We start from the raw sequence: 24,062 nt of genomic DNA on the forward strand, positions 1-24,062 counted from the left end.
TGGCAAGTTGAAACAGCGTACACACTTCATATCGAGTTCAACGCAACGGTCGACGGCCGGAGCCGGGGCGAGAAACCCCCGGACACTCCTCCCGCACCCTTGCATCCGGTCGCGAGCCCTTCGGCGGCGCCGACCGAACACCCCCACGTCAGCAAAGGGCCATATCCATGGGAAAGACTCAGAGAATCGCTATTGTCGGGGCCGGCCTGGGCGGAGCCGCCGCCGCCGGGCTCCTGCAGCAGGCCGGGTTCCAGGTGGATGTCTACGAACAGGCGCCTGAATTCTCCCGGCTGGGCGCGGGGATTCACGTCGGTCCCAACGTGATGAAGGTGTTCCGCCGCCTGGGCATCGAAAAGCCGCTGGAGGCGATGGGCTCCAAGCCGGACTTCTGGTTCAGCCGCGACGGCTTCACCGGCGATTATCTGTCGCGCATCCCGCTGGGCGACTTCGCCAAGCGCGAATACGGCGCCGCCTATGTCACGGTCCACCGCGGCGACATGCACCTGCTGCAGATGGACACGCTGGCCCCCGGCTCCGTCCACTTTGACAAGCGGCTGGAAACGATCACCGACAGCGGCGACGACGTGCATCTGACCTTCGCCGACGGGACCGAGGCGCGCGCCGACATCGTCATCGGCGCCGACGGCATCAACTCCCGCATCCGCGAGGCCCTGCTGGGTGTCGAGGCGCCGAACTACAGCGGCTGGGTCGCGCACCGCGCGCTGATCCGCGGCGATCAGCTGGCGAAATACGACCTGACCTTCGAGGACTGCATCAAGTGGTGGACCGAGGACCGTCACATGATGGTCTATTTCACCACCGGGAAGCGCGACGAGTATTACTACGTCACCGGCGTGCCGCATCCGGCCTGGGACTTCCAGGAGGCCTTCGTCGACAGCAGCCGCGAAGAGATGTTCGAGGCGTTCCAGGGCTATCACCCGACCGTCCAGGCGCTGATCGAGTGCACGGAAGAGGTCACCAAGTGGCCGCTGCGCAACCGCAACCCGCTGCCGCTGTGGAGCCGTGGCCGGCTGGTCCTGCTGGGCGACGCCTGCCATCCGATGAAGCCGCACATGGCGCAGGGCGCCGGCATGGCGATCGAGGACGCGGCAATGCTGACCCGCTGCCTGACCGAAACCGGCCTGACCGACTACCGCACCGCCTTCGCCCTGTACGAGGCCAATCGCAAGGATCGTGCGACGCGCGTGCAGGCGGTGTCCAACGCCAACACCTTCCTGCGCAACCAGGAGGATCCCGCCTGGGTCTTCGGCTACGACGTGTATGAGCAGCCGCTGCGCGAAGGCATCGCGGCATGACCGCCTCGACCTTCCTCTACGGCGCCAACGTCCGGGCCAACGGCATCCGCCAGCATTACCTGCGCTACGGCGGGGAGCGGCATGCCGGACGCCCGGCCATCGTGCTGATCCCCGGCATCACCAGCCCGGCCGTCACCTGGGGCTTCGTAGCCGAGCGGTTCGGGCAGCAGTTCGACACCTATGTGCTGGACGTGCGCGGGCGCGGGCTGTCGGAAAGCGGGCCGCATCTGGATTACGGCATCGACGCCTGCGCCGACGACGTGAACGCCTTCGTCGCGGCGCTGGGCCTGACCGACTACGTCCTGGTCGGCCATTCCATGGGCGCCCGCTTCGCCATCCGCGCCTCGGTGCGCGGCCATGCCAAGGGCCTGCGCCAACTGGTGCTGATCGATCCGCCGGTCTCCGGCCCCGGCCGCCGGCCCTATCCCAGCGGCCTGCCCTGGTACGTGGATTCGATCCGCCAATCCTTGAAGGGCATGGATGCCGACGCCATGCGCGCCTTCTGCCCGACCTGGACGGAGGAGCAGCTGCGGCTGCGCGCGGAATGGCTGCACACCTGCTACGAGCCGGCCATCGTCCGGACCTATGAGGGCTTCCACCAGGACGACATCCACGCCGACCTGCCGAAGCTGCCGGTCCCGGCGCTGCTGATCGTCGCCGGCCGCGGCGGCGTCATCCAGCCGGAGGACGAGGAGGAGATCGCCCGCCTCCAGCCGGCTATCCGCATCGCCCGCGTCCCCAACGCCGGGCACATGATCCCCTGGGACGACCTCGACGGCTTCTTCGCCGCCTTCGGCGACAGCCTCGGCCACCCGCTCGCCTGACACACAGGAACCATCCCCATGTCTTCGCTGTACCGCATCGGCCAGATCGTCCCCAGCTCCAACGTCACCATGGAAACGGAAATCCCGGCCATGCTGACCGCGCGTCAGGCGATCCGCCCGGAACGCTTCACCTTCCACTCCGCCCGCATGCGGATGAAGACGGTCAAGAAGGACGAGTTGGCGGCGATGGACGCCGAGTCCGACCGCTGCGCCGTCGAGCTGTCGGACGCCCGCGTCGATGTGCTGGGCTATGCCTGCCTCGTCGCCATCATGTCGATGGGTCTCGGCTACCACCGCGATTCCGAGGCGCGCCTCGCCCGCAAGACGCTGGAGAACGACGCGCCGGCACCGGTGGTCACCAGCGCCGGCGCCTTGGTCGACGGGCTGAAGGTGATGGGCGCCAAGCGCATCGCCATCGTCGCCCCCTACATGCGCCCGCTGACCGAGCTGGTGGTTGATTACATCCGCGCCGAAGGCTTCGAGGTGCAGGACTGGCGCGCGCTGGAGATCCCCGACAATCTCGACGTCGCCCGCCACGACCCCAACAACCTGCCGGACATCGTGCGCAGCATGAACCTGGAGGGCGTGGACGTGGTCGTCCTGTCCGCCTGCGTGCAGATGCCGTCACTGCCGGTGGTGCCGCGGGTGGAGGCGGAGACCGGAAAGCCGGTGCTGACAGCCGCCATCGCCACGACCTACGCCATGCTGAAGGCGCTGAAGCTGGAGCCGGTCGTGCCCGGCGCCGGTGCCCTTCTGTCTGGCGCCTACTGAGGAGCGGCCACATGACCGACGGGCAGAGCGCATCCGACAATTACAAGGGCGTCTGGGGCAACCGGATCGGCTTCGGCGAGCGGCCGGCCCTGCTGGTGATCGACTTCATGCAGGGCTACACCACCGAAGGCGCGCCGCTCTACGCCCCCGGCGTGGTGAGCGCGGTGGCGGAGACGGTGGACCTGCTGGAGGCCGCCCGCCGCCATGGCATCCCGGTCGTCCACACCAACATCCGCTACCATCCCGGCCATTTCGCCGATGGCGGCATGTGGGTGCGCAAGGCCCCGGTGATGAAGGACATGGTGGAGGGCAACCCGCTCGCCGCCTTCTGTCCGGAGGTCGTTCCGCTTCCCGACGAGGTGGTGATCTCCAAGCAGTATGCCAGCGCCTTCTTCGGCACCAGCCTCGCCCCGATGCTGCATGCCATGGGCGTCGATACGGTGGTGCTGACCGGCTGCTCGACCAGCGGCTGCATCCGCGCCAGCGCCGTCGATGCGGTCCAGCACGGCTTCCGCACCATCGTGGTGCGCGAATGCGTCGGCGACCGCCACGATGGTCCGCACGAGGCCAACCTGTTCGACATCGACAGCAAATACGGCGATGTGGTGAAGAAGCAGGAGGCGCTTGCGCAGTTCGTAAAGAAGGCCGGTTAAAAAACGCTTTCCGGTATCAGGACCAATAAAAAGAAAACTGGGGCCAACACCCGGCGCCGCACCCGAGACAGGCGGCGCCGGCATGAAAAAACAGGACGGGTTCACAACGCGATCAGCGTAAGGAGACAGAAGACATGTCCTATGCCCAGACGACAACAGCGAATGCCGCACCCAATGCAGCTTTGGGCGCGGCACAGTCCGTCGATGCGGACCAGCTTTATAAGAAGATCACCTGGCGCCTCATTCCCTTCCTCTGCTTCTGCTATCTGGCGGCCTATCTCGACCGCATCAACATCGGCTTCGCCAAGCTGCAGATGATGGGAGACCTGCAGTTCAGCGAGGCGGCCTACGGCCTGGGCGCCGGCCTGTTCTTCGTCGGCTACATCCTGTTCGAGGTGCCGAGCAACCTCGTGCTGACCAAGGTCGGCGCGCGGCTGTGGATCGCCCGCATCATGATCACCTGGGGCCTGTTGTCGGCCGCCACCATGCTGGTCTCCACCCCGACGCAGTTCTACATCGTCCGTTTCCTGCTGGGCGCCGCCGAAGCCGGCTTCCTGCCGGGCGTGCTCTATTACCTGACGCTGTGGTTCCCGACCTACCGCCGCGGCCGCATCATGGCGCTGTTCGTCATCGGCCTGCCGCTGTCCAGCGTGATCGGCGGTCCGTTGTCGGGCTGGATCATGAGCCATTTCGACCATGTCCAGGGCCTGCGCGGCTGGCAGTGGCTGTTCCTGCTGGAATCGATCCCCAGCGTGCTTCTCGGCTTCCTGACCTTCGTGGCGTTGCCCAACTCCTTCCGCGATGCCAAGTGGCTGTCGGGCGATGAGAAGGCCCGGATTGCCGCCGACCTGCACGGCGACGATTCGGAAGCCAAGCATGCCGGCCACAGCTTCAAGGAAGGGTTGCTGAACCTGAAGGTCTGGATGCTGGGCGGCATCGATTTCGCCATCCTGCTGACCGCCTACGCCATCGGCTTCTGGCTGCCGACCTTCATCCGCAAGACCGGCGTGGTCGACCCGTTCCACATCGGTCTCTTGACGATGATCCCCAACATCCTGGCCGTGATCGGCATCCTGCTGATCGGCGCCAGTTCCGACCGGATGCGCGAGCGGCGCTGGCACATCATCGTTCCCTTCCTGGCCGCTTCGGCCGCCATGGCCGCCAGCACCTTCTTCGCCGAGAATCTCGTCGCCACCGTGGCGCTGTTCACCATCGCGTCGGTCGGCGTGCTGGGTCCGCTTCCTGCCTATTTCAGCCTGCCGGCTACCTTCCTGAAGGGCACGGCGGCGGCCACCGGCTTCGCCATGGCGATCTCGCTCGCCAGCATCGCGGGTCTGGTCAGCAACTCGCTGATCGGCATCGTCATCGACCTGACCGGCAGCAGCAGCGCGGCCCTGTGGTTCTTCTCCGGCTGTCTGGTGATCGGCGCCCTGCTGGTCTACGCCCTTCCGCCGAAAGTGGTGAACCGCTAACCAAATTGTGTAGCACGTAAACCATATGTGAAAGCTTGCATGGCACAATCATGCGACGGGCCTGGCCGGCGTCTCACCCGTGGGTGGGACGCCGGCCAGGCCGTTCCGACAAGGCCCATCAAGCAAGACGCCAGAAGCCGAGGGACGAGAGAGACATGATTTCAGCATTGCGTGGCATCCGGGGGCGCCTGCTGCTGCTGCCCCTAATCACCGTCCTGGCGCTGGTCGGCGCCGGGGCCATGACCGCAAGGTCGCTCGGCACCGTGATGATGGAGGAGCGGCAGGCCCGCGCCCGCATCGCCGTCGAAACGGTGACATCCATCATCGAACGCCTCGAACAGCGGGCTGCCGCTGGCGAGCTTCCCCTGGCCGACGCGCAGAAGCTGGCTCTCGACGTCGCGCGCTCCGCCCGTTACGACGGGTCGGAATACACGCTGATCCTCGACCGCAAGGGCAATGTCCTGGCCCACCTGAACCCCAAGGTCGAAGGCAAGGCGATGTGGGACACCGCCGACAAAACGGGCCGGCTGTTCGTCCGCGACGAAATCGCCTCCGCCGAAGCCGGCGGCGGCTATGTCCCCTTCTTCTTTCCCAAGCCAGGTTCCAGCGAACCGGTCGAGAAGTCGGGCTATTCCAAGCTGACCAAGGGCTGGGGCTGGGTCGTCAGCTCCGGCGTCTATCTCGACACCGTCGCTGCGGCGCGGATGCAGAATCTGCTGAACATCGGCGCGGTCATCGCGGTGCTGGCGGCGGTCAGCCTTGGCCTTGCCGTCTGGATCGGCCGGCGGATCACCACGCCGATCCTGCAACTGACCCAGGCCACCAACCGCATCTCCACCGGCGATCTGTCGGTCGCGATCGACCACCAGGACCGCCGTGACGAGGTCGGCACGCTGGCCCGCGCGCTTGAGGAGTTCAAGCGCGAAGGTCTGGAGGTCCGCCGCCTTCAGGCGGATGCCGAGGCACAGAAGGACCGCACGGAGGCCGAGCGCCGCGCCGCCCTGCTCGACATGGCGGCCCAGTTCGAGGCGCGCGTGATGGGCATGGTCGCCGCCGTCGCCGCCGCCGCGCACGAGATGGAAGCCAACGCCTCCGGCATGGCCGCCGCCGCCGACCGCTCCGGCACCCAGGCCGATGCGGTGTCGCAAGCGTCCGAACAGGCCAGCAGCAACGTCAACACCGTCGCCGCGGCGACGGAGGAACTGTTCGCCTCCATTGCCGAGATCGGTCGTCAGGTGACCATGTCGACCAGCGTTGCCGGCCGGGCGGTGGACGAGGCGGCGAAGATCGACGGGATGATCCAGAGCCTGGCGTCTGCCGCCCAGGAGATCGGGCAGGTGGTGGAACTGATCAACGCCATTGCCGGCCAGACCAACCTGCTGGCGCTCAACGCCACCATCGAGGCGGCGCGCGCCGGCGAACACGGCAAGGGCTTCGCCGTCGTCGCGTCGGAGGTGAAGGCGCTTGCCAACCAGACCGCCCGCGCCACCGACGACATCCAGGCCAAGGTGCTGGAAATCCAACAATTCACCGGCAGCACGGTGACGGCGGTGCAGGGCATCGGAGCCACCATCACCTCGGTCAGCGACATCGCCACCGCCATCGCTTCGGCGGTGGAGCAGCAGAGCGCCGCCACCAAGGACATCGGCGCCAACATTCAGCAGGCCGCCCGCCACACCGCGGAGGTCAACAGCAACATCGCCGGCGTCGCCCAGACGGTCGGCCAGACCGGCAGCGCCGCGTCCGGCGTGCTGTCCGCCTCCAGCGGCCTCGTCCGCGAGACGGTCAGGCTGCGCAGCGAGGTGGAGGACTTCCTGTCGACGGTCCGCGCCGCCTGAGAATGTGGTGCACCGTCATGGTGGACTTTGTTGCGCAAATCGGCGTGACGGGGGAGTCCACCTCGGGGCAGTGATGATCAGGCGACGTTGCGGGTGGTCGGCATGCCCAAGCTGGTCATGATGTTCATGACCTTGCAAGCAACAGCAGCCTCGGCCTTTTGCGTGGGCAGACTCCGGGGGCGGAGGCTACGGCCGATCAGTTGCTTGGAGCGCATCATCGCCACCTCGCCCAAGGAGCGGCGGCCGTAGCGGACGTCCCGCTGCCAGCCGCGCCGTCCAGATCGACACTGCACCGGGAGAAGGTCGTGTGGTCCGGAACCGGCAGCGTCAGGCCAAGCAGACGCGTCAGCGAACCCAACAACCCCTCAGTCAGGCGCCACGGCCGCCCAAAGGCCAGGCGCAGAATCATCCCAGCCTCGATGGCCACGTCCGAGTAGCGCGCTGGACGGCCGCGTCGCCCCGTCTCGGGCGGTGTCCACGCGGCAATCGTCTCCGGCGTCACCCAGATCGTCAGGTCACCGCGCCGGCGCAGCGCCGCATCGTAGGCCGCCCAATTCTCCACCCGCTAGCGGGCACGTGGGATCTTATGGCGGCAGCTCTCGTTCATTTTGTATGGCATCGCAGGCTCGGCTTCAGCGGGGCCGCTTTCTACCTTGCCATCCTGCCGCAGCCAACCTCCCGCCCATTTGTGCGCCAAGGTCGACTGGTGCTGGTCAGGCAGCGGCCGGGATCGGCCAACGGGGTGTTGTTCCTGACGCTCGAAGATGAAACCGGCGTCGCGAACATCATCGTTTGGAAGAAGCTCTTCGAGCAGCGGCGGCGTATTATCCTCGGAGCCAGCATGCATTCCTTTGCGTATCCGTCGGCCAGCGCGTGAGGAATATTCGCTGCGATCAGCAGAGCCGATAACATAAAGAGCCGCATTGCCACCATCACCTCCAACGTGGAAATAAAACACACATAAGAACTATTATGGAAAAATTTATCGCTTATGCGATATCGCATAAGACGACCTACCGTAGCCAGCATCATCGCTACCGCGACAGGAGCCGTTCCTCGGAATCGATGGGACAAAATGTCGCAGCTTCCGCTGTCCCGGAGGAAGATGGCCGCGTCCGCCCGGCGTAGCCTCGTCCTTGTCATGGAAGGGAGGTTGACGTGACAGTCTCTTCGAATGAACCAACGCCCATAAATCAAAGGGACCTTCGAAACGCCTTCGGGATGTTCCTGACCGGAGTCACGGTTGTCACCGTGCTTGATGAAGAGGGAAATCCCCGTGGGATCACGGCAAATTCCTTCACGTCCGTTTCACTAGATCCTCCACTGGTCCTAGTCTGTATCGGCAACCGGTCGTTCAGTTTTCCGATCTTCTGCAGCGCACCTTCATTCGCCGTGAACCTGCTGCACGAGGGACAGGCCGATGTCTCCGGCCTTTTCGCCTCCCGTTCGCCCGAGAAATTCCGCTCAACCGGGTTTGGCCCGAAATACACCGGCGCACCGGTCCTGACCGATTGCCTCGCTTGGTTCGACTGCACGGTGCATGACCGCGTCTTCGCCGGCGACCACCTCATTCTCATCGGCCGTGTGCAGGGCTTTGGTCCGAGTGAACCGGCAAGCCGGACAGCTCCGCTCGGATTCTGCCGGGGCAGGTATACGACGGTGCGCGACGCCCCGGACGGCGGTGCAGAGGCACCGCACGGCATTCAGGTCGGCTACCTCATCGAAGCGGACGACGGTATCCTGTTGCAGTCCGACGGAGCGGGCGGTTGGCGCCTGCCGGGTGGCCGCAGCCGCAAGGCCGAATGGACGCTGCCACTGGCAGACGGGGGTACGCTGCCGCTGCGGCCGGATGACAGCTTCCTCTATTCGGTCTTCGACATCGCCGGACAGGACGCCGGCTGTCTGGTCTATCGCGCCCGCCTCTCGGCCGACGCCGCAACCACGACCCTGCCGCCGGGCTTCCGCTTTTTCGCGCTCGACGCCCTGCCCTTCGAGGCGATGCCGATGCGCGAGACCCGAGCGATGCTGCGCCGCTATATCCGGGAACGGCAAGCGGACCGTTTCGGCATCTACATCGACTCAAGCGATGGCGGGCGGCTGGCGATGGTCGACGGCAGCACCTCTTCCTGGCCCGGCGCTTTCGCCGAAAACGGCTGATCGCCCGCCGCTCCTTCACAAGAATACGAGATCGCGATGCACACCACCTGCAGATCGCTCGAAGGCACCCGCCGCAGCCTCTATATCGGCGGACGGTTCGTGGAACCGAAAAGCGGCCGCTACATGCCGAGCTACGATCCCACCACCGCCGAGCCCTGGTATGAATTGGCCGATGCCGGTGCGGAGGATGTCGACGCCGCCGTCGCCGCGGCCCGGGCCGCGTTCACCGATCCGGCATGGCGGCGCATGACCCAAAGCGACCGCGGCAAGCTCGTACGCCGCCTGGCCGATCTGATCCTCGCCAACGCCGAGGAGCTGGCGCTGATGGAAACCCGCGACAACGGCAAGCTGATCAAGGAGATGCGCGCCCAGATGCGCGCCATCCCCGACAGCTACCTCTACTTCGCCGGGATGGCCGACAAGCTGCAGGGCGACACCATCCCGGTGAACAAGCTCGACATGCTGAACTTCAACCTGCGTGAACCGCTGGGTGTCGTCGGCATGATCACGCCGTGGAACTCGCCGCTGATGCTGCTGACCGGCACGCTGGCGCCTTGTCTGGCCATCGGCAACACGGTGGTGATCAAACCGTCGGAGCACGCCACCGCCTCCACCCTGGCGCTCGCCGAGCTGGTCACTGAAGCCGGCTTCCCGGACGGCGTTGTGAATGTGGTGACCGGCGGTGGCGGAACCGCCGGGGAGGCGCTGACCCGCCACCCCGGAATCGCCAAGATCGTCTTCACCGGCAGCACCCAGACGGGCAGCCGCATCGCCGCCAACGCCGCCGCCAACCTCGTGCCTTGCCAGATGGAGTTGGGCGGCAAGTCGCCTCATGTGGTGTTCGGCGACGCGGATATCGAGCGGGCGGTGAACGGTGTGGTCGCCGGCGTCTTCGCCGCCGCCGGACAGACCTGCGTCGCCGGGTCGCGCTGCTTCGTCGAGGCCTCCATCTACGACCGCTTCGTCGAAGCCCTGGTCACCCGTACCGGACGCATCACCGTCAACCACCCGATGGAGGAGAACACCGATATCGGTCCGCTCGCCCTGTCGGCCCAGCTCGCCAAGGTCGAGGGCTATGTCGCCTCGGGCCTGCGTGACGGTGCCCGGCTGGCGGCCGGCGGCCGGCGGCCCCAGGCGGCCGGTCTGGAAAAGGGCTGGTACTACGAGCCGACGGTACTGGCCGACGCGCGCAACGACATGGGCTTCATGCGCGACGAGATCTTCGGGCCGGTCGTCGGCGTGGTGCCCTTCGCCTCGGAAGACGAGATGATCGCCATGGCGAACGACACCCGCTACGGCCTCGCGTCCGGCATCTGGACCAGCGACATCGACCGCGCCATGCGCTTTGCTACCCGGATCGATGCCGGCACGGTCTGGATCAACACCTACCGCGCCGCCGCCTACATGTCGTCGAACGGCGGCTTCAAGCAGAGCGGCTACGGCCGGCGTGGCGGCTTCGACGTAATGCGCGAGTTCTCGCGGTCGAAGAACGTCGTCATCGATTATTCCGGCGCCATGCAGGACCCCTTCGTCATCCGGCTGCGCTGATCCGCCCCGACCGGGCTTCTTCTCCCCCGAACAAAGGACCAGGACATGAAGTTCGCCGTCGCGCTCGCCATGGAGCGCTTTTCACCGGACACGCCGATGAGCGACGTGACCAGCACCATGCTGGAACTGGTGAGAATGGCCGACCAGGGCGGTTTCGAGACCCTGTGGACCGCCGAGCATCACACGATCGAGTGCACGATCTCCCCCAACCCCTTCACCATCCTGACCTGGCTCGCCCAGCACACCGAGCGCATCCGGCTCGGCACCGCCACGGTCGTCGCCCCCTACTGGAGCCCGATCCGTCTGGCCGGCGAGGCGGCGCTGTGCGACCATCTGACCGGCGGCCGGCTGGAGTTCGGCATCGCCCGCGGCGCCTACCAGTACGAGTTCGACCGCATGGCCGGCGGCATGCCCCAGCAGGAGGGCGTCGCCTACATGAAGGAGCTGGTGCCGGCGGTGCAGAAGCTGTGGGCCGGCGACTACGCCCATGACGGCCATTACTGGAAATTCCCTCTCGCCACCTCGGTGCCCAAGCCGCTGCAGACACCGCACCCGCGCATCTGGGTGGCGGCCCGCGATCCCGGCACCTTCGATTGGGCCGTCGGCATCGGCGCCAGCATCCTGTCGACGCCGCTGGCCGCCCCGGCCGCCGAGATCGCCGTGCTGGGCGAGAAGTTCCGCAAGGCGGTGGCCGACCATCCGGAGGTTCCGCGCCCGCGCTTCATGATGCAGCGCCGCACCTGCTGCTATGAGCGGCCGGAGGAGGCCGAACAGGCGGTGCAACACAGCATCGACTATGGCCGCAGCTTCGAGAACCTGTTCCAGAACATTGGCACGGTGACCAACGGCTTCCCGACCGCCGTCCCCTATGAAAGCGTCGCCGGCCGCGACAACTACAAGCCGGAGAATGTCCTGAAGAACCTCATGTTCGGCACGCCGGACGAGGTGATCGAAAAGCTGCTGGAATACGAGGCGGCGGGCGTCGACCAGTTCTCGCTCGGCCTGTCCTTCAACCTGCCGTTCGAGTTGCAGCGCAAGACGCTCGACCTGTTCACCCGCGAGGTGCTGCCCATCTTCGCCGCACGCGAGCGGGACCGGCAGCGCGAGGAGGATCGCCGCCTTGCCGCGGCGGCGCCGCGCATGGCTGCGGCGGGACGTTGACCATGGCGGACTCCCGTCACTTCACAGTCGGGCCGGTGACGCTGAACTACCGGCTCGACGGTCGGGGGCCGGAGCCGTTGGTCTGCGTCCACGGCGTCGGCTCCTACCTGGAGGCCTGGAGCGGTGTGGTAGAGCGGCTCGCCGACCGCTTCACCATCCTGACCTTCGACCTGCGCGGCCATGGCGGCTCCACCCGGATCAAGGGCCGATACGAGATCGACGATTTCGTCGGTGAGACGCTGGCTCTGGCCGCCCATGTCGGGTTCGACCGCTTCAACCTGGCGGGATTCTCGCTCGGCGGGCTGATCGCACAGCGTCTGACCTTGAACCACCCCGAGCGCGTCAAGCGCCTCGTGCTGCTGTCCACCGTCGCCGGACGCAACCCGGAGGAACGGCGGCGGGTGCTGGACCGCCTTGCCGCCTTGCAGGCCGGCCAGCCGGGTTCGCACTATGACGCCTCCCTGTCGCGCTGGCTGACGGAGGATTTTCAGGAGCGGAGCCCGGATCTGATCCAGGTCCTGCGCCGGCGCAACGCCGAGAACGACCCCGATTGCTATGCCGCCGCCTACCGCGTCCTGGCGGAAACCGACTTTGGCGGCTTCCTCGACCAGATCCGCTGTCCGACCCTGATCGCGACGGGCGAAGAGGACATCGGCTCCAACCCGCGCATGGCCCGCACCATGCACGACAGCATTCCCGGTTCCGAGCTGCACATCCTGCCCGGCCTGCGTCATTCGATCCTGATCGAGGCGCCGGACGCGGTGGCGGGGCTGATGGGACGCTTCCTGACCCCCGCCCACCCTGCCCCCGACGGGCATCCCGTTGTCGACCATTCCGCCAACCTTTCCGGGGAGATCGCAAACCATGGATGAGCCCCTGCAACGGGTGGGTGAACGCGTCCGGCGCGACGTGCTCGGCGACGCCTATGTCGACCGCGCGATGGCCGCGGCCGACGACTTCTCCCGCCCCTTTCAGCAGATGGTCAATGAATATTGCTGGGGGCAATGCTGGGCGGACGACTCGCTCGACCGCCGCCAGCGTAGCCTGCTCAACCTCGGCATGATCGCGGCGCTGGGACGCATGCATGAGTTCGAGCTTCATTTGCGCGGCGCTATCCGGAACGGCCTTTCCGATGCCGAACTGCAGGCGGCGCTGATGCAGATCGCGGTCTATTGCGGCATTCCCGCCGGCGTGGAGTGCTTCCGCATCGCCCGCAAGATTCGGCAGGAGATCGCCGCAGACGGCACGGGAGGCACACCATGATCGTCGAGGAACGAATCTACCGCATCCGCTCGGGCAAGCTGCGCGACTATCTGGCGCTCGTACAGAATGAAGGGCTGGAGATCCAGCAACCGATCCTCGGCAACCTGATCGGTTACTTCGTCAGCGAGATCGGCCCGCTCAACCATGTGGTCCATATGTGGGGTTACGCGGATTTCGAGGACCGCACCGTCCGCCGCCGGCGGCTCTCCGAGGATCCGCGCTGGCAGGTCTTCATTCCGAAGCTGACGGCGCTGATCGAAACGGCGGAAAACCGCATCCTGCTGCCGACGGCCTTCTCACCCCTGAAATGACGGAAAGGCGTCGCCCGCATGCTCCGGTTCGCAGGAATGATCGGGCTGCATTTACTCCGTTTGACGGGAAGACAGGAAGAGGTCCAGTTTTTCTAAATGGGCATAAGTAAAAAAACTTTGAAAACAGGGAAAGCCCACCGACCACAACGATGGGAGACGGTTGTGACCGAACGACTGAGGGTAGAGAATCTTTGTAAAGTTTTCTCCAAATCTCCCGAGCCGGCTTTGAGAATGCTCGCGGCCGGCGCGAAAAAGTCCGAAGTGCTGACAAAAACCGGAATGGTCGTGGGGTTGAACGACGTTTCACTGTCGGTGCAGAGCGGCGCCATCTATATGGTCATGGGGCTGTCGGGGTCGGGCAAGTCCACTCTGGCGCGCTGCATCAACCGGCTGAACGAACCGAGCGCCGGCCGCATCCTGCTGGACGGCCAGGACATCGTCGCCGCCGGCGAGGCCGAACTCCGCGACATCCGCCGCACGCGGATCTCCATGGTGTTCCAACACTTCGCCCTGCTGCCCAACCGCACCGTCGCCGAGAATGCGGAATTCGGCCTGAAACTCCAGGGGGTATCCCCCCAGGTCCGGCGGCGTCGGGCGGAAGAGGTTCTGTCGATCGTCGGGCTGGCGCGCTGGGGAAATCATTATCCCCACGAGTTGAGCGGGGGCATGCGCCAGCGGGTCGGGTTGGCCCGCGCGCTCGCCACCGACGCCGACGTGCTCATCATGGACGAGGCGTTCAGCGCACTCGATCCGCTGATCCGGACGGAAATGCAGGACGAACTGCTGCGCCTGCAGCGCACCCTGAAGAAGACCATCCTGTTCATCACCCACGACTTCCAGGAAGCGCTGAAACTCGGCACCCGGATCGCCATCATGGCTGACGGCGAGTTGGTCCGCGAAGGCACGCCCCAGTCGATCGTGCTGGATCCCGGCAGCGACTATGTCGCCGCCTTCACCCGCGAAGTCGACCGCTCGCGCCTGTTCGACGCCCGCTCGGCGATGAGCCCGGTGCAGCCCGTTCCACTGACCGCCGGACTGTGCCTCGCCGAGACCGGCGACGGTGGCGGGCTGGTGCTGGACGACGGCGGGCATGTCGTCGGCGTGCTGGACGCCGAGACGCTGCGGGGCCTGCGCGAAGGCAAGCCGTATGGGGACGCAAACTTCGGAACCCTGCGCAAGGATTTCGTCACCGTGCGCGAATGCGACAGCCTCCTCGACGCCGCCCGCGCCCACCGGGCCGGACGACCCATGGCGGTCGTCGACGAGGAAGGCCGGTTGACCGGAACACTCGCCGGCGACCGCATCCTGGCCGGCATTGCGTCGGCCCCTCCTCACCCCGCGGGAGGTCTGCATGCTTGACGCCAACGACCTGAACGTCTTCCCCGTCGATGCCTGGATCCAGGACGGCGTCGCCTGGATCGCATTGAACCTGCGCCCGCTCTTCCTCGCCATCAAATGGCCGGTCGAATATGTCCTGACGCTCAACATCTTCCTGCTTCAGGAAATCCCCTTCCTCGCCGTCGTGGCGGTGGCGGTGCTGCTGGCCTGGCGGCTGGCAAGCCTGGGCGTCGCCTGCTTCACCGGCATCGCCCTGGTCGCCATTGCGGCCCTGGGGGTGTGGTCGGAAGCGATGACGACCCTGTCGCTTATCACCACCGCCATCGTCATCTGCGCGGCCGTCGGCATCCCGATCGGCATCGGCTGCGCCCGCAGCGACCGGCTGTGGGGCGTGGTCCGTCCGATCCTCGACATCATGCAGACCACCCCGACCTTCGTGTATCTGGTTCCGGTGGTGATGCTGTTCGGCGTCGGCACGGTGCCGGGCGAGGTGGCGGTGGTGACGGCGGCGGCGCCGCCGTTGATCCGCTTCACCAATCTCGGCATCCGCATGGTCGAGACCGAGATGGTGGAGGCGGGCCTCGCCTTCGGCGCCACCAGGCGGCAGCTGCTGTGGGAGGTCCAGCTTCCCCTTGCCGTGCCGACCATCCTCGGCGGCCTGAACCAGACGGTGCTGACCGCGATGGTGATGTCGGTGGTCGTCGCCATGATCGGGGCGGAGGGGCTGGGGCTGGTGGTGCTCCAGGGCCTCGGACGGCTTGACGTCGGCCGCGCCGCGGTGGGGGGCATCGCCATCGTCCTGCTCGCCATGGTGCTCGACCGCATCACCCAGAAGCTGGCACAGCCCGGAGGCCCCGGCGGACGCCCATTGTTACGCAGCCTGCGGGCGCTGGTCCGCTCCGGCCCTTCGGCGGAGGACAAGGGTGTCGCCCGAACGGCAGTTTCCAATCCCGTCATCTCCAGTCCGGACCAGTGATTCCGGCCTGCGCCGTACTCCCTATCCCGGCCTCATCCTATTCCGTCCCGACCCCGTTCGAGGAGATCGCCATGCCCTTCTTCAGCGCCAAAACGGCCGTCAAATCCCTGTCCGTCGCCGCATTCTTCGCCCTGGCCAGCGCCCAGCCCTCGCTGGCCGCCGACCTGCCCGGCAAGGGCAAGACCATCCGCTACGCCCAATCCGACAGCCTGGGCGCCAACTACGTCACCGCCCAGATCGTCTCCGCCGCCTTCAAGGAACTGGGATATTCGGTCAAGCTCAGCACCCTCAGCACGACCCTGTTCTTCCAGGCGGCTGCGCAGGGCGACCTGGACATCGCCACCGACATCAACTTTCCCCAGCGCGAACCCGCCTTCCGCAAGGTGGAGCAGCAGGCGATGATCGTCGGCGGCGGACTGATCAAGGAAGGCGGCGTCAACGGCTATCTGATCGACAAGAAGACCGCCGACGCCCACCACATCACCTCGCTTGAGCAGATGAAGGATCCGAAGATCGCCGCGCTGTTCGGCAAGGGCGGCAAGGCCGATCTGGTCAATTGCGATCCCGGCTGGAGCTGCGGCGACGTTGTCGATTACCAGATCGACAAGTTCGGCCTGAAGGACACGGTGAACTCGGTCCGCGGCAAGTATGAGCCGCTGATGGTGGAGGCCGTCGCCCGCGTCCGCCGCGGCGAACCGGCCTTCTTCTATGCCTGGAGTCCGTCCTGGGTCACCAACACGCTGATCCCGGGCAAGGACGTGGTTTGGCTGCCCACCCCGTTCGACGCCCTGCCGCCGTCGGTGCCCAACAAGGGAACCGCCCTCGTCAAAGGCGTATCGGGCTGCGCCGGCGATGCCGACCCCTGCCGGATGGCCATGGCGTCGTGGAACTGGAACACCGTCGCCAACCGCGACTTCATCGCCGCCAACCCAGCAGTGAAGGCGCTGGTCGAATCCATCGGCTTCCCGCTGCAGACCTGGGCCGGCTGGGAACGCAGCATCAGCGAGAAGGGCGCCAGCGAGAGCCACATCCGCGCACTCGCCCAGGAATGGCTCTCCGCCAACAAGCCGACCTTCGAGCAATGGGTCGCCAGCGCCAAGGCGGCAAGCTGAACCGTCGCGCGAACCACGCAACGCCAGTCGAACAGCGTCCTGTTGCCGGCCGCACTCACCCGGTTCGGCCGGCGACGGAATCGAGATTCAAGAAAAGCGAACGGACCATCATGGACATCGGACTGCGCAAGATCTCCACCTTCATCGAGGAGACCATCGTCGAAGGCGGCAAGCCGGCCGAACGGCCGATCACGTCGGTCGTGGTCGCCGCCGTGCTGCGCAATCCCTGGGCCGGCCAGGGCTTCGTCGAAAATCTGCGGCCGGAAATTCTGCGTGTGGCGCCGGTGCTGGGGGCGGAGATGACGCGGCGGCTTGTCGCCCTGATGCCGGCAGGACGTATCGAGGCCTACGGCAAGGCCGCTTCGGTCGGCGTCAATGGGGAGATCGAGCATGCCTCGGCCCTGATCCATACCCTGCGCTTCGGCAACATGTTCCGCGAGGCGGCGCAGGGAACCACCTTCCTCAGTTTCACCAACACCCGCAACGCCCCGGGCGCGCTGCTCGCCCTGCCGATGATCCACAAGACCGAGACGGGCAAGCGGGCCCATTTCCTGACCGCGAACTTCCAGGTTCCCGACGCCCCCGGTCCGGACGAGTTGCTGGTCGCCATCGGTGCGTCGGACGGCAGCCGCGCCCACCCGCGCATCGGCGACCGCTTTCTCGACATGGAGGAGATGGAGGCCGAAAATGCCGGAACCCTGACCCCCGCCCGCACCTGAGCCGGCCGGAGACGCGGAGATCGATGCCGCCGTTGCTGCCGATCATGGCCGCCGCCATTCTGCTTCAGGCCGGCAACGGACTGCTCCAGGCCCTGCTGCCGTTGAGCATGCAGGCACAGGGCCTGTCGGCGGCCGATATCGGCATGGTTGCATCCGGTTACGGCGTCGGCTTCGCCGCCGGCTGCCTTGCTGCCCCCAGGGTGGTTCGCCATCTCGGCTTCGTCCGTGCCTATGCCGGACTGGCCGCGCTCATGGCGATCCTGGTTCTGGCCCTGCCGCTGGCCGGTGGCGGCATCGGTTGGTTCCTGTTACGCGCGATGACCGGCGTCGGGTTCGCAGGACTGTTCACGGTGGTCGAAGGATGGATCGGCGCCGGAACGCAGAACGGCCAGCGCGGGCGTATCCTGGCGATCTACATGGTCACCACCAAGCTGGCGCTGATGGCCGGTCCCCTTCTGCTCGACCCCGGCGGCGATCAGCCCTTCCGGCTGCTGATCCTCCTGATCCTGCTCTCCGTGCTGCCGGTCGCCACCGCCCGCCCTGCGCGCCCTGCCCTGCCGACGGCCGTGACGCTCGACCTGCGCGGGCTGTTCAGGCTGGCGCCATCCGCCCTGGCCGGCTGCTTCACAGTCGGCGTGGTGACCGGCACGATGATCGCGTTCGCTCCGCTGTACGGGCTGCGCATCGGCATGTCCGCGTCGGCCGCCGCCGCCCTGCTCGTTGCGCTCCAGGGCGGCAGCCTGCTCGCCCAATGGCCGCTCGGCGCGCTGTCTGACCGGCGCGACCGGCGCATCGTCATCGCGGCCGTGGCGGCGAACGGCGCCATTCTGTCCGCCGGCATGGCGCTGTTGCCGGCCGGAAGCCCGGAGTGGCTGGTATGGACGGGCTTCGCGCTGTGGGGCAGCCAGGTGCTGTGCATCTACGCCCTGTGCGTCGCCCATGCCTGCGACGTGGTGCCGCCGGGCCGCATCGTCCCGACGGTCAGCGGCCTGCTGGTGGTCTGGGCCGCCGGTGCGATGATCGGCCCCGTCCCCGGCGCCTTGCTGATGGACAGGTTCGGCCCGTCGGGCCTGTTCGTCTATGCCGCCGCCGGCTGCGCCGGACTGACCGGGTTCGTCCTCGTCCGTCGTGCCGTGCGGGAGCGGGGGCATGCGTCCGAACGTGCGGCTTTCCTCCCGCTGCCGGCCGAAAGCCTGACCGGTGCCGCGATCTCCAAGCCGCGCATGGTCATCGACACGGCAGACGTTGAGACGGCGGACGGCGAACCGCCGGAGGGACGCTGAGGTTCCAGCTTTTTCCGACCGCCATAGTCGGGTTAGAGTCAGCAGGATTTGATCCGGGGCCTGTCCCTTCAGCGGAGGAAACGTGGTCGAGACATCGCGCATCCAGTCGCTGCGCGTGGTGGCAAGCCTGATCAATTCAGGCGGCGATCTGGCGACGGTGCTTCAGCGCCTGGTCCTGGCCGCCTGCCGGCATGCCAACTGGTCGATGGGATCGATCATGGCGGTGGACGTCGAGCATGGCTATGCCCTGGTCGTGGTCCGTCACGACCCGACGCTGATCCAGCGCCCCCTGCCCGACCGCTGGGAGCTTGCGACCAGCCCATCGCTGGTCGCCCTGCGGCGGAACGAGCCCGTCTTCATCCCTGACGCCCGGGTGTCGGAGGAATTTCCCGGCTACCGCCGGGAGGCGTTCGAGCGCGACTATCACAGCGTGCTGGTCGTACCGATGAACTGCACCGACGACAGCGGCCGGCCGCTGGTGCTGAGCGTCGTCTCCCGCGGCATTGTCGAGGTGAGCGAGGAGGATCTGACCTTCATCGGCATGATCGTCCAACTGGGCGAGATCGCGGTGGAGCGCCAGCATCGGTTGCGGGCGGAGTCCCTTGCCGCCGAACGTTTGCAGCGGGCGCTGGAAGTGAATACGTCCCTTCTGCGGCAAGCGCTGGAAGACGGGGCGATGGCCACTCTCCTCCCGCTCATCCGCGACCTGCTGCCCTACTCGATCGTCATCGTCGACTTCACTGCCAACCTCGTAACCGCCGACCGAGCGCCTTGCGGCAGCGACATCGGCGATGCCGACTGGCAGGCGGCGGTCGCGAGCAGCCTCGGCCCGTCGATCATGAAGGCGGCGCGCGACGCCATCGACCATCCCGCCGCAGGCGAAGCGACCGTGTTCTGGGACGTCGGCGGCAAGCGCATCCGCACGGCCCCGCGCATCGACCCGCTGACCGCCGACGGCGAGGTGGTCGGCGCGCTGATGATCTTTCCGGGGCCGCAGCCCTACGGCCAGTCCGATCAGCTCCTGCTCGACGGCATCATGCACGCTCTCAGCATCCAGATGCTGCGCAACGTCATCCGCTTCCGCTACGAGAACCGGACGCTCACCGATCTGTTCCTGGAACTGGTGGAACGGCGCTGGCGCGATCATCGCGACATCGGGGAGCGCGCGTTGCGGCTCGGTCTCAACCTCGATCTGCCGACCCAGATGATCGTGGTCGGACTGCCCGGCCGCAGTCCGCGGGCAGTGAGCGCCGCGGCAGACCTCCACCTTCCGGTCCAGCGGCTGTTGGCGCCCAGCGGGGTTGCAGGAACGCTCGTCACCGTTCCGGCCGGTCTGGTCTGCCTCATTCCTGCCGTCGACGAGCGCAGCCAGGGACCGGTCAAGCGGCTGATGGCGCAGATTGCGCGTTCCGTCGCCGACATCCTGCACGCCGAGCCTTTCGTCGTGCTGACGAGCCGCTGCACGGCTCCGCCGGACTATGCGGAGGCGTGGGAGCGCTCGTGGCGGATGATCCGGATCGCCGACGAGTTCGGTCGCCCCGGTGTGCTGGATGCCCGGCAGTTCGGTCCGCTGCCGATGCTGCTGGCCGCGGCGAACACCCACGAGGTGCGCGGCTATGTCGCCGACAGCATCGGCGCTCTCGTCGAGTACGACCGCCGGCATGGAACGCCTTACCTGGAGACGCTTTCCGCATATCTGAAGACCGGATGCCGCACCAAGGCCTGTTCCGACCAGCTTGGTGTGCACGTCACCACCCTGCGCTATCGCTTGACGCGCATCACCGAGTTGTTCGGCATCGACGTCGAAAGCCCGGAGCGACGTTTCTCGGTCGAACTCGCCATTCACCTGAGCGGGGTTATCGACCAAGCCAATTGAACTTCGCCACTTTCTCCCGGCAATCCACCCCCAACCATTGCCGTCTGCCGCGTCAGATCTGTGCAGAACAGGGCGCGTTGGCAGACGGGAGCGGGTGAGACTTTCCAGCATTTCACTCGATGGAAGCGTCTGCCGACCGAGGCACCGGCGCGTTGGCCGCAAATGCGGGAATGGTGCGCAAGGTCGAGATGACGGAGGCGATGCGCGGCCACACCGCGAGGGAGAAGCCGACCCGCTCCGCGTTGACGGCTTGCGGGAAAAGTACGATATCCGCGACCGACGGAGCGTCTCCAAGGGCGAACAGTCTCTCCGGCTGCCGGGACAGCAGGGCTTCGATCGCAGTCAATCCTTCCTGAATCCAGTGGCGGTTCCATTCCCTAACGGTCATGGAGTCGGCGCCCGGAATGGTGCCCAGCCGCTTCGTCACGCGGGGCGGCAAAAGGGGATGGATGTCCGACGCGATCGAAAGGGCCACCGACCGGGCCAGGGCGCGTTCGTCCGGATCGGCCGGCAGAAGCGCCGGTTCGGGAAACCGCTCGTCGAGAAATTCGACAATTGCCAGCGATTGCGTGATCAACACGCCGTCGTCGGTCAGAAGCGCCGGCACAAGGCCCTGCGGGTTGACCGCAAGGTAATCGGCGCTCCGGCTGCGCGGCTGCGCACCGAGGATGGAAATCGGGACGCTTTCGACCTCCACCCCCTTCAGCGCCAACGCGATGCGCACACGGGCGACGGCGGAGGAAATCCGGTCTTCGAAAAGCTTCATGTCTTCGTCCTCACTGGTGGGGGGTGCTCACCGCTGCCGGTGCTTTGACAGGCTGGTGTGAAAAGGGTGCGACAGAGGAAGGGAGTGGCTGCGGCCGCGAGAGCAGCGCCAGGATGGAGGGCGCCTCGCGGGGGTCATCGTCCCAGGCACAGGGGGCGGCGGCGAGCCCGATGGCCGCCGCCATTGCGAGAAGGACACGCATCGCGCTGTCTCCCACGGTGGATGTATGATAATCATTATGATCGTAACAACATTGACGTGCCGCCGAGCCGAGCGGTTGCCGCGATGGTGATCAGGACAACCGAACTTCCGGTGACGACATGAGCCGCAAGACCGCCAGCACACCCGCCGCCCCCCCCTCCGACACGCCGGCCGCTGCGCCGGCCGGGAGGTCGCAAACCGCCCGGCTGGCCGATTTCATGTGCTTCACGATTTATTCGGCCAACCTCGCCTATTCGCGGGTCTACAAACCGGTGCTGGAGCAGCTTGGGGTCACCTATCCCCAGTACATCACCATCATCGCCCTGTGGGAGGAGGACCGGCAGACCGTCAAGAGCCTCAGCGAGAAGCTGTTCCTCGAACCCAGCACCATGACGCCGATGCTGCAAAGGCTGGAGTCGATGGGCTATGTCACGCGGACACGCGACGACGAGGATGAACGCAGCGTGCGCGTCTCTCTGACGGAGGCCGGCCGGCAACTTCGCGAGAAGGGCTTTGGCTTCGGCGAGATGACGGTGAAGGCCTCCGGACTTCCGCCAGACGAGTTCCGAGCGCTCCAGAGAGCGGTCGCCCGACTGCGCGACAACCTCCGGCAGGCCGGCAAGTGAAAGAGATCGGATGCGGAGGGTCGACGCCATGAGGGACTCTCCTCAGCCGAAGGTGAAGGCGTAGGCGTCGACGCCGGGATCGAGAAAGCGCACCTCGAACGTCCGTTCCCGCACCGCGCCCGCCTGTCGCACCAGCTGATAGAGCCGGGTTTCCGAAACGGTGCCGTAGCCCTCGGCGTCCGTGTCCGTTCCGTGATCCGGACCGGGGGCCATGCCGTCGACTGTGACCTGGAAACGGACCGGCTTGCCATCCTGGGCGGGGCCGAGGATGAGGTGCAGGTCGCGCGCCCGGAAGCGGTAGGCGATCGCCCCGCCAGCCCGATTCAGCCGCGCCTGCTCGGCCCCGACCGTCCAGTTGCCGGAGAGCCCCCAGCGATTGAGCCGCAGCGCACCAACCGTATAGTCCTGCGGCCGGTCGATGCCGTCCCGCTCCGGCGAGGCGAAGTTCGCAGCCTGCCGATAACCGACATAGGTTTCGCCGGAGCGGATGTCGTCGAGGTCGGCGGGCGCCTGCGCGCCCTGCCCCGCCGGGCTGACCAGCCTGCCATCCTCGTCCCGACGTCCGGCGGCCTCTGCCAGCAAATCCTGAATGACCCGTTCGGTTCGCTCATACCCGCCCTCCCCGAACTGATGATGGCGGATGCGGCCCGTGGAGTCGGCGATATAGAAGGCCGGCCAATAGCTGTTGCCGAACGCCCGCCAGATCCGGAAGTCATTGTCTATTGCCACCGGGTAGGTGATGGCGAAATCCCGCAGCGCCGTCTGCACGTTCCCGATCCGCTTTTCAAAGGCGAACTCCGGGGCATGGACGCCGACCACCACCAGCCCCTGGTCCCGGTACTTCTCCGCCCATGCCTGCAGGTAGGGCAACGTCCGGATGCAGTTGATGCAGGAGTAGGTCCAGAAATCGATCAGGACGACCTTTCCACGCAGCTCCTCTGTACTGAGCGGCTTTGAGTTCAGCCAGTCCGTCGCACCGTCCAAGGACGGGAGAAGGCCCTCGACCGGCAGACTGCTGCGGTAGACCCGCCGGGCATCGGCAAGCACCAGACCCGTCGCGGACGTCTCCGGCGCACCCGACGTTCCGGAAGCCGCAGGGGCAGAGGCAGGAGCGAACCGGTCGATCAGCGACTGTTCGACGCCGGACGTTCCGGCATAGGACAGGCGGGCCAGCAGCCCGGTGTCGAGCCCCAGGGCTATGACGCCGACACCGGCAAGGACGGCGATGCCGAGTCCCTGGCGCAGACGCTCCCCGATGGCGAGCGACCGCTTCATCGCCGCCAGCACCCGGCCGCCGGCCAGAAGGGCGAGCGTCAGGGATGTCGCCGCTCCGGCCGCATAGGCCGCCAGCAGCAGGGTGGTTTGCAGGCTGGCGCCGTGAAGCGCCGCACCGGTCAGGACCAGCCCGAGGATCGGTCCGGCGCACGGTGTCCAGAGCAGGCCGGTGGCGACGCCCAGAAGAAGCGATCCGGCAACACCGGCCCGACCGGACAGCCGGTTGCCGGCGGCGACCAGCGGGCGGCTGAGCATCGCCGCGGCGCGCGGCGACAGGAGCGTCCATCCGAACACGGCCATCAGCGCGATGGCGGCGGCCCGCCCGGCTCCGTTCGCTTCCACCGCCCAACTTCCGCCGACAGCGGACAGCGTGGCGACACCGGCGAAGCTGATCACCATACCGAACAGCATCGGCAGGACGCTGCGGAACAGCGGCTGCCCCGCCCGGGAGAAGACGAAGGGCACGACCGGCAGGATGCAGGGACTGACGATGGTCAGGACGCCCGCCAGGAAGCAGACGAGAAAGAGGATCATGACTGAACGCTTTCGACGGGACGGGCGCGGGTTGGTGCCCGG

Annotated in this window: 22 protein-coding genes and 1 pseudogene; 20 read left to right on the forward strand and 3 right to left on the reverse strand. The window is 66.7% G+C overall.

Translation table 11 applies throughout. From position 1 onward, the window contains the following. The first annotated feature begins 167 nt into the window (after positions 1-167). The 6 genes from FZ938_RS18345 (at position 168) to FZ938_RS18370 (ending at position 6,874) form a co-directional block, all read left to right on the forward strand. A complete protein-coding gene (locus tag FZ938_RS18345) occupies positions 168-1,316 on the forward strand; it encodes an FAD-dependent monooxygenase (RefSeq protein WP_109154295.1) in 1,149 nt (382 codons plus the stop codon). Then, positions 1,313-2,140 (forward strand): alpha/beta fold hydrolase, encoded by an 828-nt coding sequence (locus FZ938_RS18350; RefSeq protein ID WP_149199892.1) that lies wholly within the window; start codon positions 1,313-1,315, stop codon positions 2,138-2,140. The genes FZ938_RS18345 and FZ938_RS18350 overlap by 4 nt, the downstream gene beginning before the upstream one ends. A gap of 18 nt (positions 2,141-2,158) precedes the next feature. Beyond that, the gene (locus FZ938_RS18355) at positions 2,159-2,911 is read left to right on the forward strand and encodes a maleate cis-trans isomerase family protein (RefSeq protein WP_149199893.1); all 753 of its coding nucleotides are present in this window, start codon (positions 2,159-2,161) and stop codon (positions 2,909-2,911) included. Positions 2,912-2,922: 11 nt separating this feature from the next. Continuing rightward, positions 2,923-3,564, forward strand: coding sequence for an N-carbamoylsarcosine amidohydrolase (locus FZ938_RS18360; RefSeq protein ID WP_149199894.1), 642 nt, complete (start codon positions 2,923-2,925; stop codon positions 3,562-3,564). A 134-nt stretch (positions 3,565-3,698) separates the two neighbouring features. Beyond that, entirely contained in the window at positions 3,699-5,036 is a 1,338-nt protein-coding gene (locus FZ938_RS18365; RefSeq protein WP_211101100.1) for an MFS transporter, read from the forward strand. A 155-nt stretch (positions 5,037-5,191) separates the two neighbouring features. Beyond that, entirely contained in the window at positions 5,192-6,874 is a 1,683-nt protein-coding gene (locus FZ938_RS18370; protein WP_149199895.1) for a methyl-accepting chemotaxis protein, read from the forward strand. A 77-nt stretch (positions 6,875-6,951) separates the two neighbouring features. Here FZ938_RS18370 and FZ938_RS18375 read toward each other — a convergent pair. Beyond that, positions 6,952-7,436, reverse strand: a pseudogene (locus FZ938_RS18375) (transposase). A 24-nt stretch (positions 7,437-7,460) separates the two neighbouring features. On the opposite strand from FZ938_RS18375, the gene FZ938_RS18380 reads away from it, so the two are divergent. The 13 genes from FZ938_RS18380 (at position 7,461) to FZ938_RS18440 (ending at position 20,618) form a co-directional block, all read left to right on the forward strand. Continuing rightward, entirely contained in the window at positions 7,461-7,751 is a 291-nt protein-coding gene (locus FZ938_RS18380; RefSeq protein WP_149199896.1) for a hypothetical protein, read from the forward strand. Positions 7,752-8,095: 344 nt separating this feature from the next. Further along, entirely contained in the window at positions 8,096-9,031 is a 936-nt protein-coding gene (locus tag FZ938_RS18385; RefSeq protein WP_149199897.1) for a flavin reductase family protein, read from the forward strand. 36 nt (positions 9,032-9,067) lie between these two features. After that, on the forward strand, positions 9,068-10,579 hold the full coding sequence (locus FZ938_RS18390) for an aldehyde dehydrogenase (RefSeq protein ID WP_149199898.1): 1,512 nt from the start codon (positions 9,068-9,070) through the stop codon (positions 10,577-10,579). 45 nt (positions 10,580-10,624) lie between these two features. Continuing rightward, positions 10,625-11,740 (forward strand): LLM class flavin-dependent oxidoreductase, encoded by a 1,116-nt coding sequence (locus FZ938_RS18395; protein WP_149199899.1) that lies wholly within the window; start codon positions 10,625-10,627, stop codon positions 11,738-11,740. A gap of 2 nt (positions 11,741-11,742) precedes the next feature. Continuing rightward, a complete protein-coding gene (locus FZ938_RS18400) occupies positions 11,743-12,612 on the forward strand; it encodes an alpha/beta fold hydrolase (RefSeq protein ID WP_149199900.1) in 870 nt (289 codons plus the stop codon). Next, positions 12,605-13,003, forward strand: coding sequence for a carboxymuconolactone decarboxylase family protein (locus FZ938_RS18405; RefSeq protein WP_149199901.1), 399 nt, complete (start codon positions 12,605-12,607; stop codon positions 13,001-13,003). Before FZ938_RS18400 ends, FZ938_RS18405 begins: the two co-directional genes overlap by 8 nt. Next, a complete protein-coding gene (locus FZ938_RS18410; protein WP_149199902.1) occupies positions 13,000-13,314 on the forward strand; it encodes an NIPSNAP family protein in 315 nt (104 codons plus the stop codon). The genes FZ938_RS18405 and FZ938_RS18410 overlap by 4 nt, the downstream gene beginning before the upstream one ends. A 279-nt stretch (positions 13,315-13,593) precedes the next feature. After that, positions 13,594-14,673 (forward strand): quaternary amine ABC transporter ATP-binding protein, encoded by a 1,080-nt coding sequence (locus FZ938_RS18415; protein WP_425529371.1) that lies wholly within the window; start codon positions 13,594-13,596, stop codon positions 14,671-14,673. Next, positions 14,666-15,628 (forward strand): ABC transporter permease, encoded by a 963-nt coding sequence (locus FZ938_RS18420; protein ID WP_149199904.1) that lies wholly within the window; start codon positions 14,666-14,668, stop codon positions 15,626-15,628. The genes FZ938_RS18415 and FZ938_RS18420 overlap by 8 nt, the downstream gene beginning before the upstream one ends. 71 nt (positions 15,629-15,699) lie before the next feature. Next, on the forward strand, positions 15,700-16,740 hold the full coding sequence (proX, locus tag FZ938_RS18425; protein ID WP_149199905.1) for a glycine betaine/L-proline ABC transporter substrate-binding protein ProX: 1,041 nt from the start codon (positions 15,700-15,702) through the stop codon (positions 16,738-16,740). A gap of 110 nt (positions 16,741-16,850) precedes the next feature. Next, complete coding sequence (locus tag FZ938_RS18430) at positions 16,851-17,459, forward strand: amino acid synthesis family protein (RefSeq protein WP_149199906.1); 609 nt, start codon at positions 16,851-16,853, stop codon at positions 17,457-17,459. Positions 17,460-17,482: 23 nt separating this feature from the next. Continuing rightward, positions 17,483-18,742, forward strand: a complete 1,260-nt coding sequence (locus tag FZ938_RS18435; protein ID WP_149199907.1) for an MFS transporter — start codon at positions 17,483-17,485, stop codon at positions 18,740-18,742. A gap of 82 nt (positions 18,743-18,824) precedes the next feature. Continuing rightward, entirely contained in the window at positions 18,825-20,618 is a 1,794-nt protein-coding gene (locus FZ938_RS18440) for a helix-turn-helix domain-containing protein (RefSeq protein ID WP_149199908.1), read from the forward strand. Between the two features lie 112 nt (positions 20,619-20,730). Here the strand turns inward: FZ938_RS18440 and maiA are convergent, their stop codons facing one another. Next, complete coding sequence (gene maiA / locus FZ938_RS18445) at positions 20,731-21,384, reverse strand: maleylacetoacetate isomerase (protein ID WP_149199909.1); 654 nt, start codon at positions 21,382-21,384, stop codon at positions 20,731-20,733. 320 nt (positions 21,385-21,704) lie between these two features. Here maiA and FZ938_RS18450 point away from each other — a divergent pair, with 320 nt between their 5' ends. Further along, positions 21,705-22,211 (forward strand): MarR family winged helix-turn-helix transcriptional regulator, encoded by a 507-nt coding sequence (locus FZ938_RS18450; RefSeq protein ID WP_149199910.1) that lies wholly within the window; start codon positions 21,705-21,707, stop codon positions 22,209-22,211. Positions 22,212-22,253: 42 nt separating this feature from the next. On the opposite strand, the gene FZ938_RS18455 is transcribed toward FZ938_RS18450, so the two are convergent. After that, the gene (locus FZ938_RS18455; protein WP_149199911.1) at positions 22,254-24,020 is read right to left on the reverse strand and encodes a cytochrome c biogenesis protein DipZ; all 1,767 of its coding nucleotides are present in this window, start codon (positions 24,018-24,020) and stop codon (positions 22,254-22,256) included. Between the last annotated feature and the right edge of the window lie 42 nt (positions 24,021-24,062).

It is taken from the genome of Azospirillum oryzae (assembly GCF_008364795.1).
Taxonomy (GTDB): Bacteria; Pseudomonadota; Alphaproteobacteria; order Azospirillales; family Azospirillaceae; genus Azospirillum; species Azospirillum oryzae.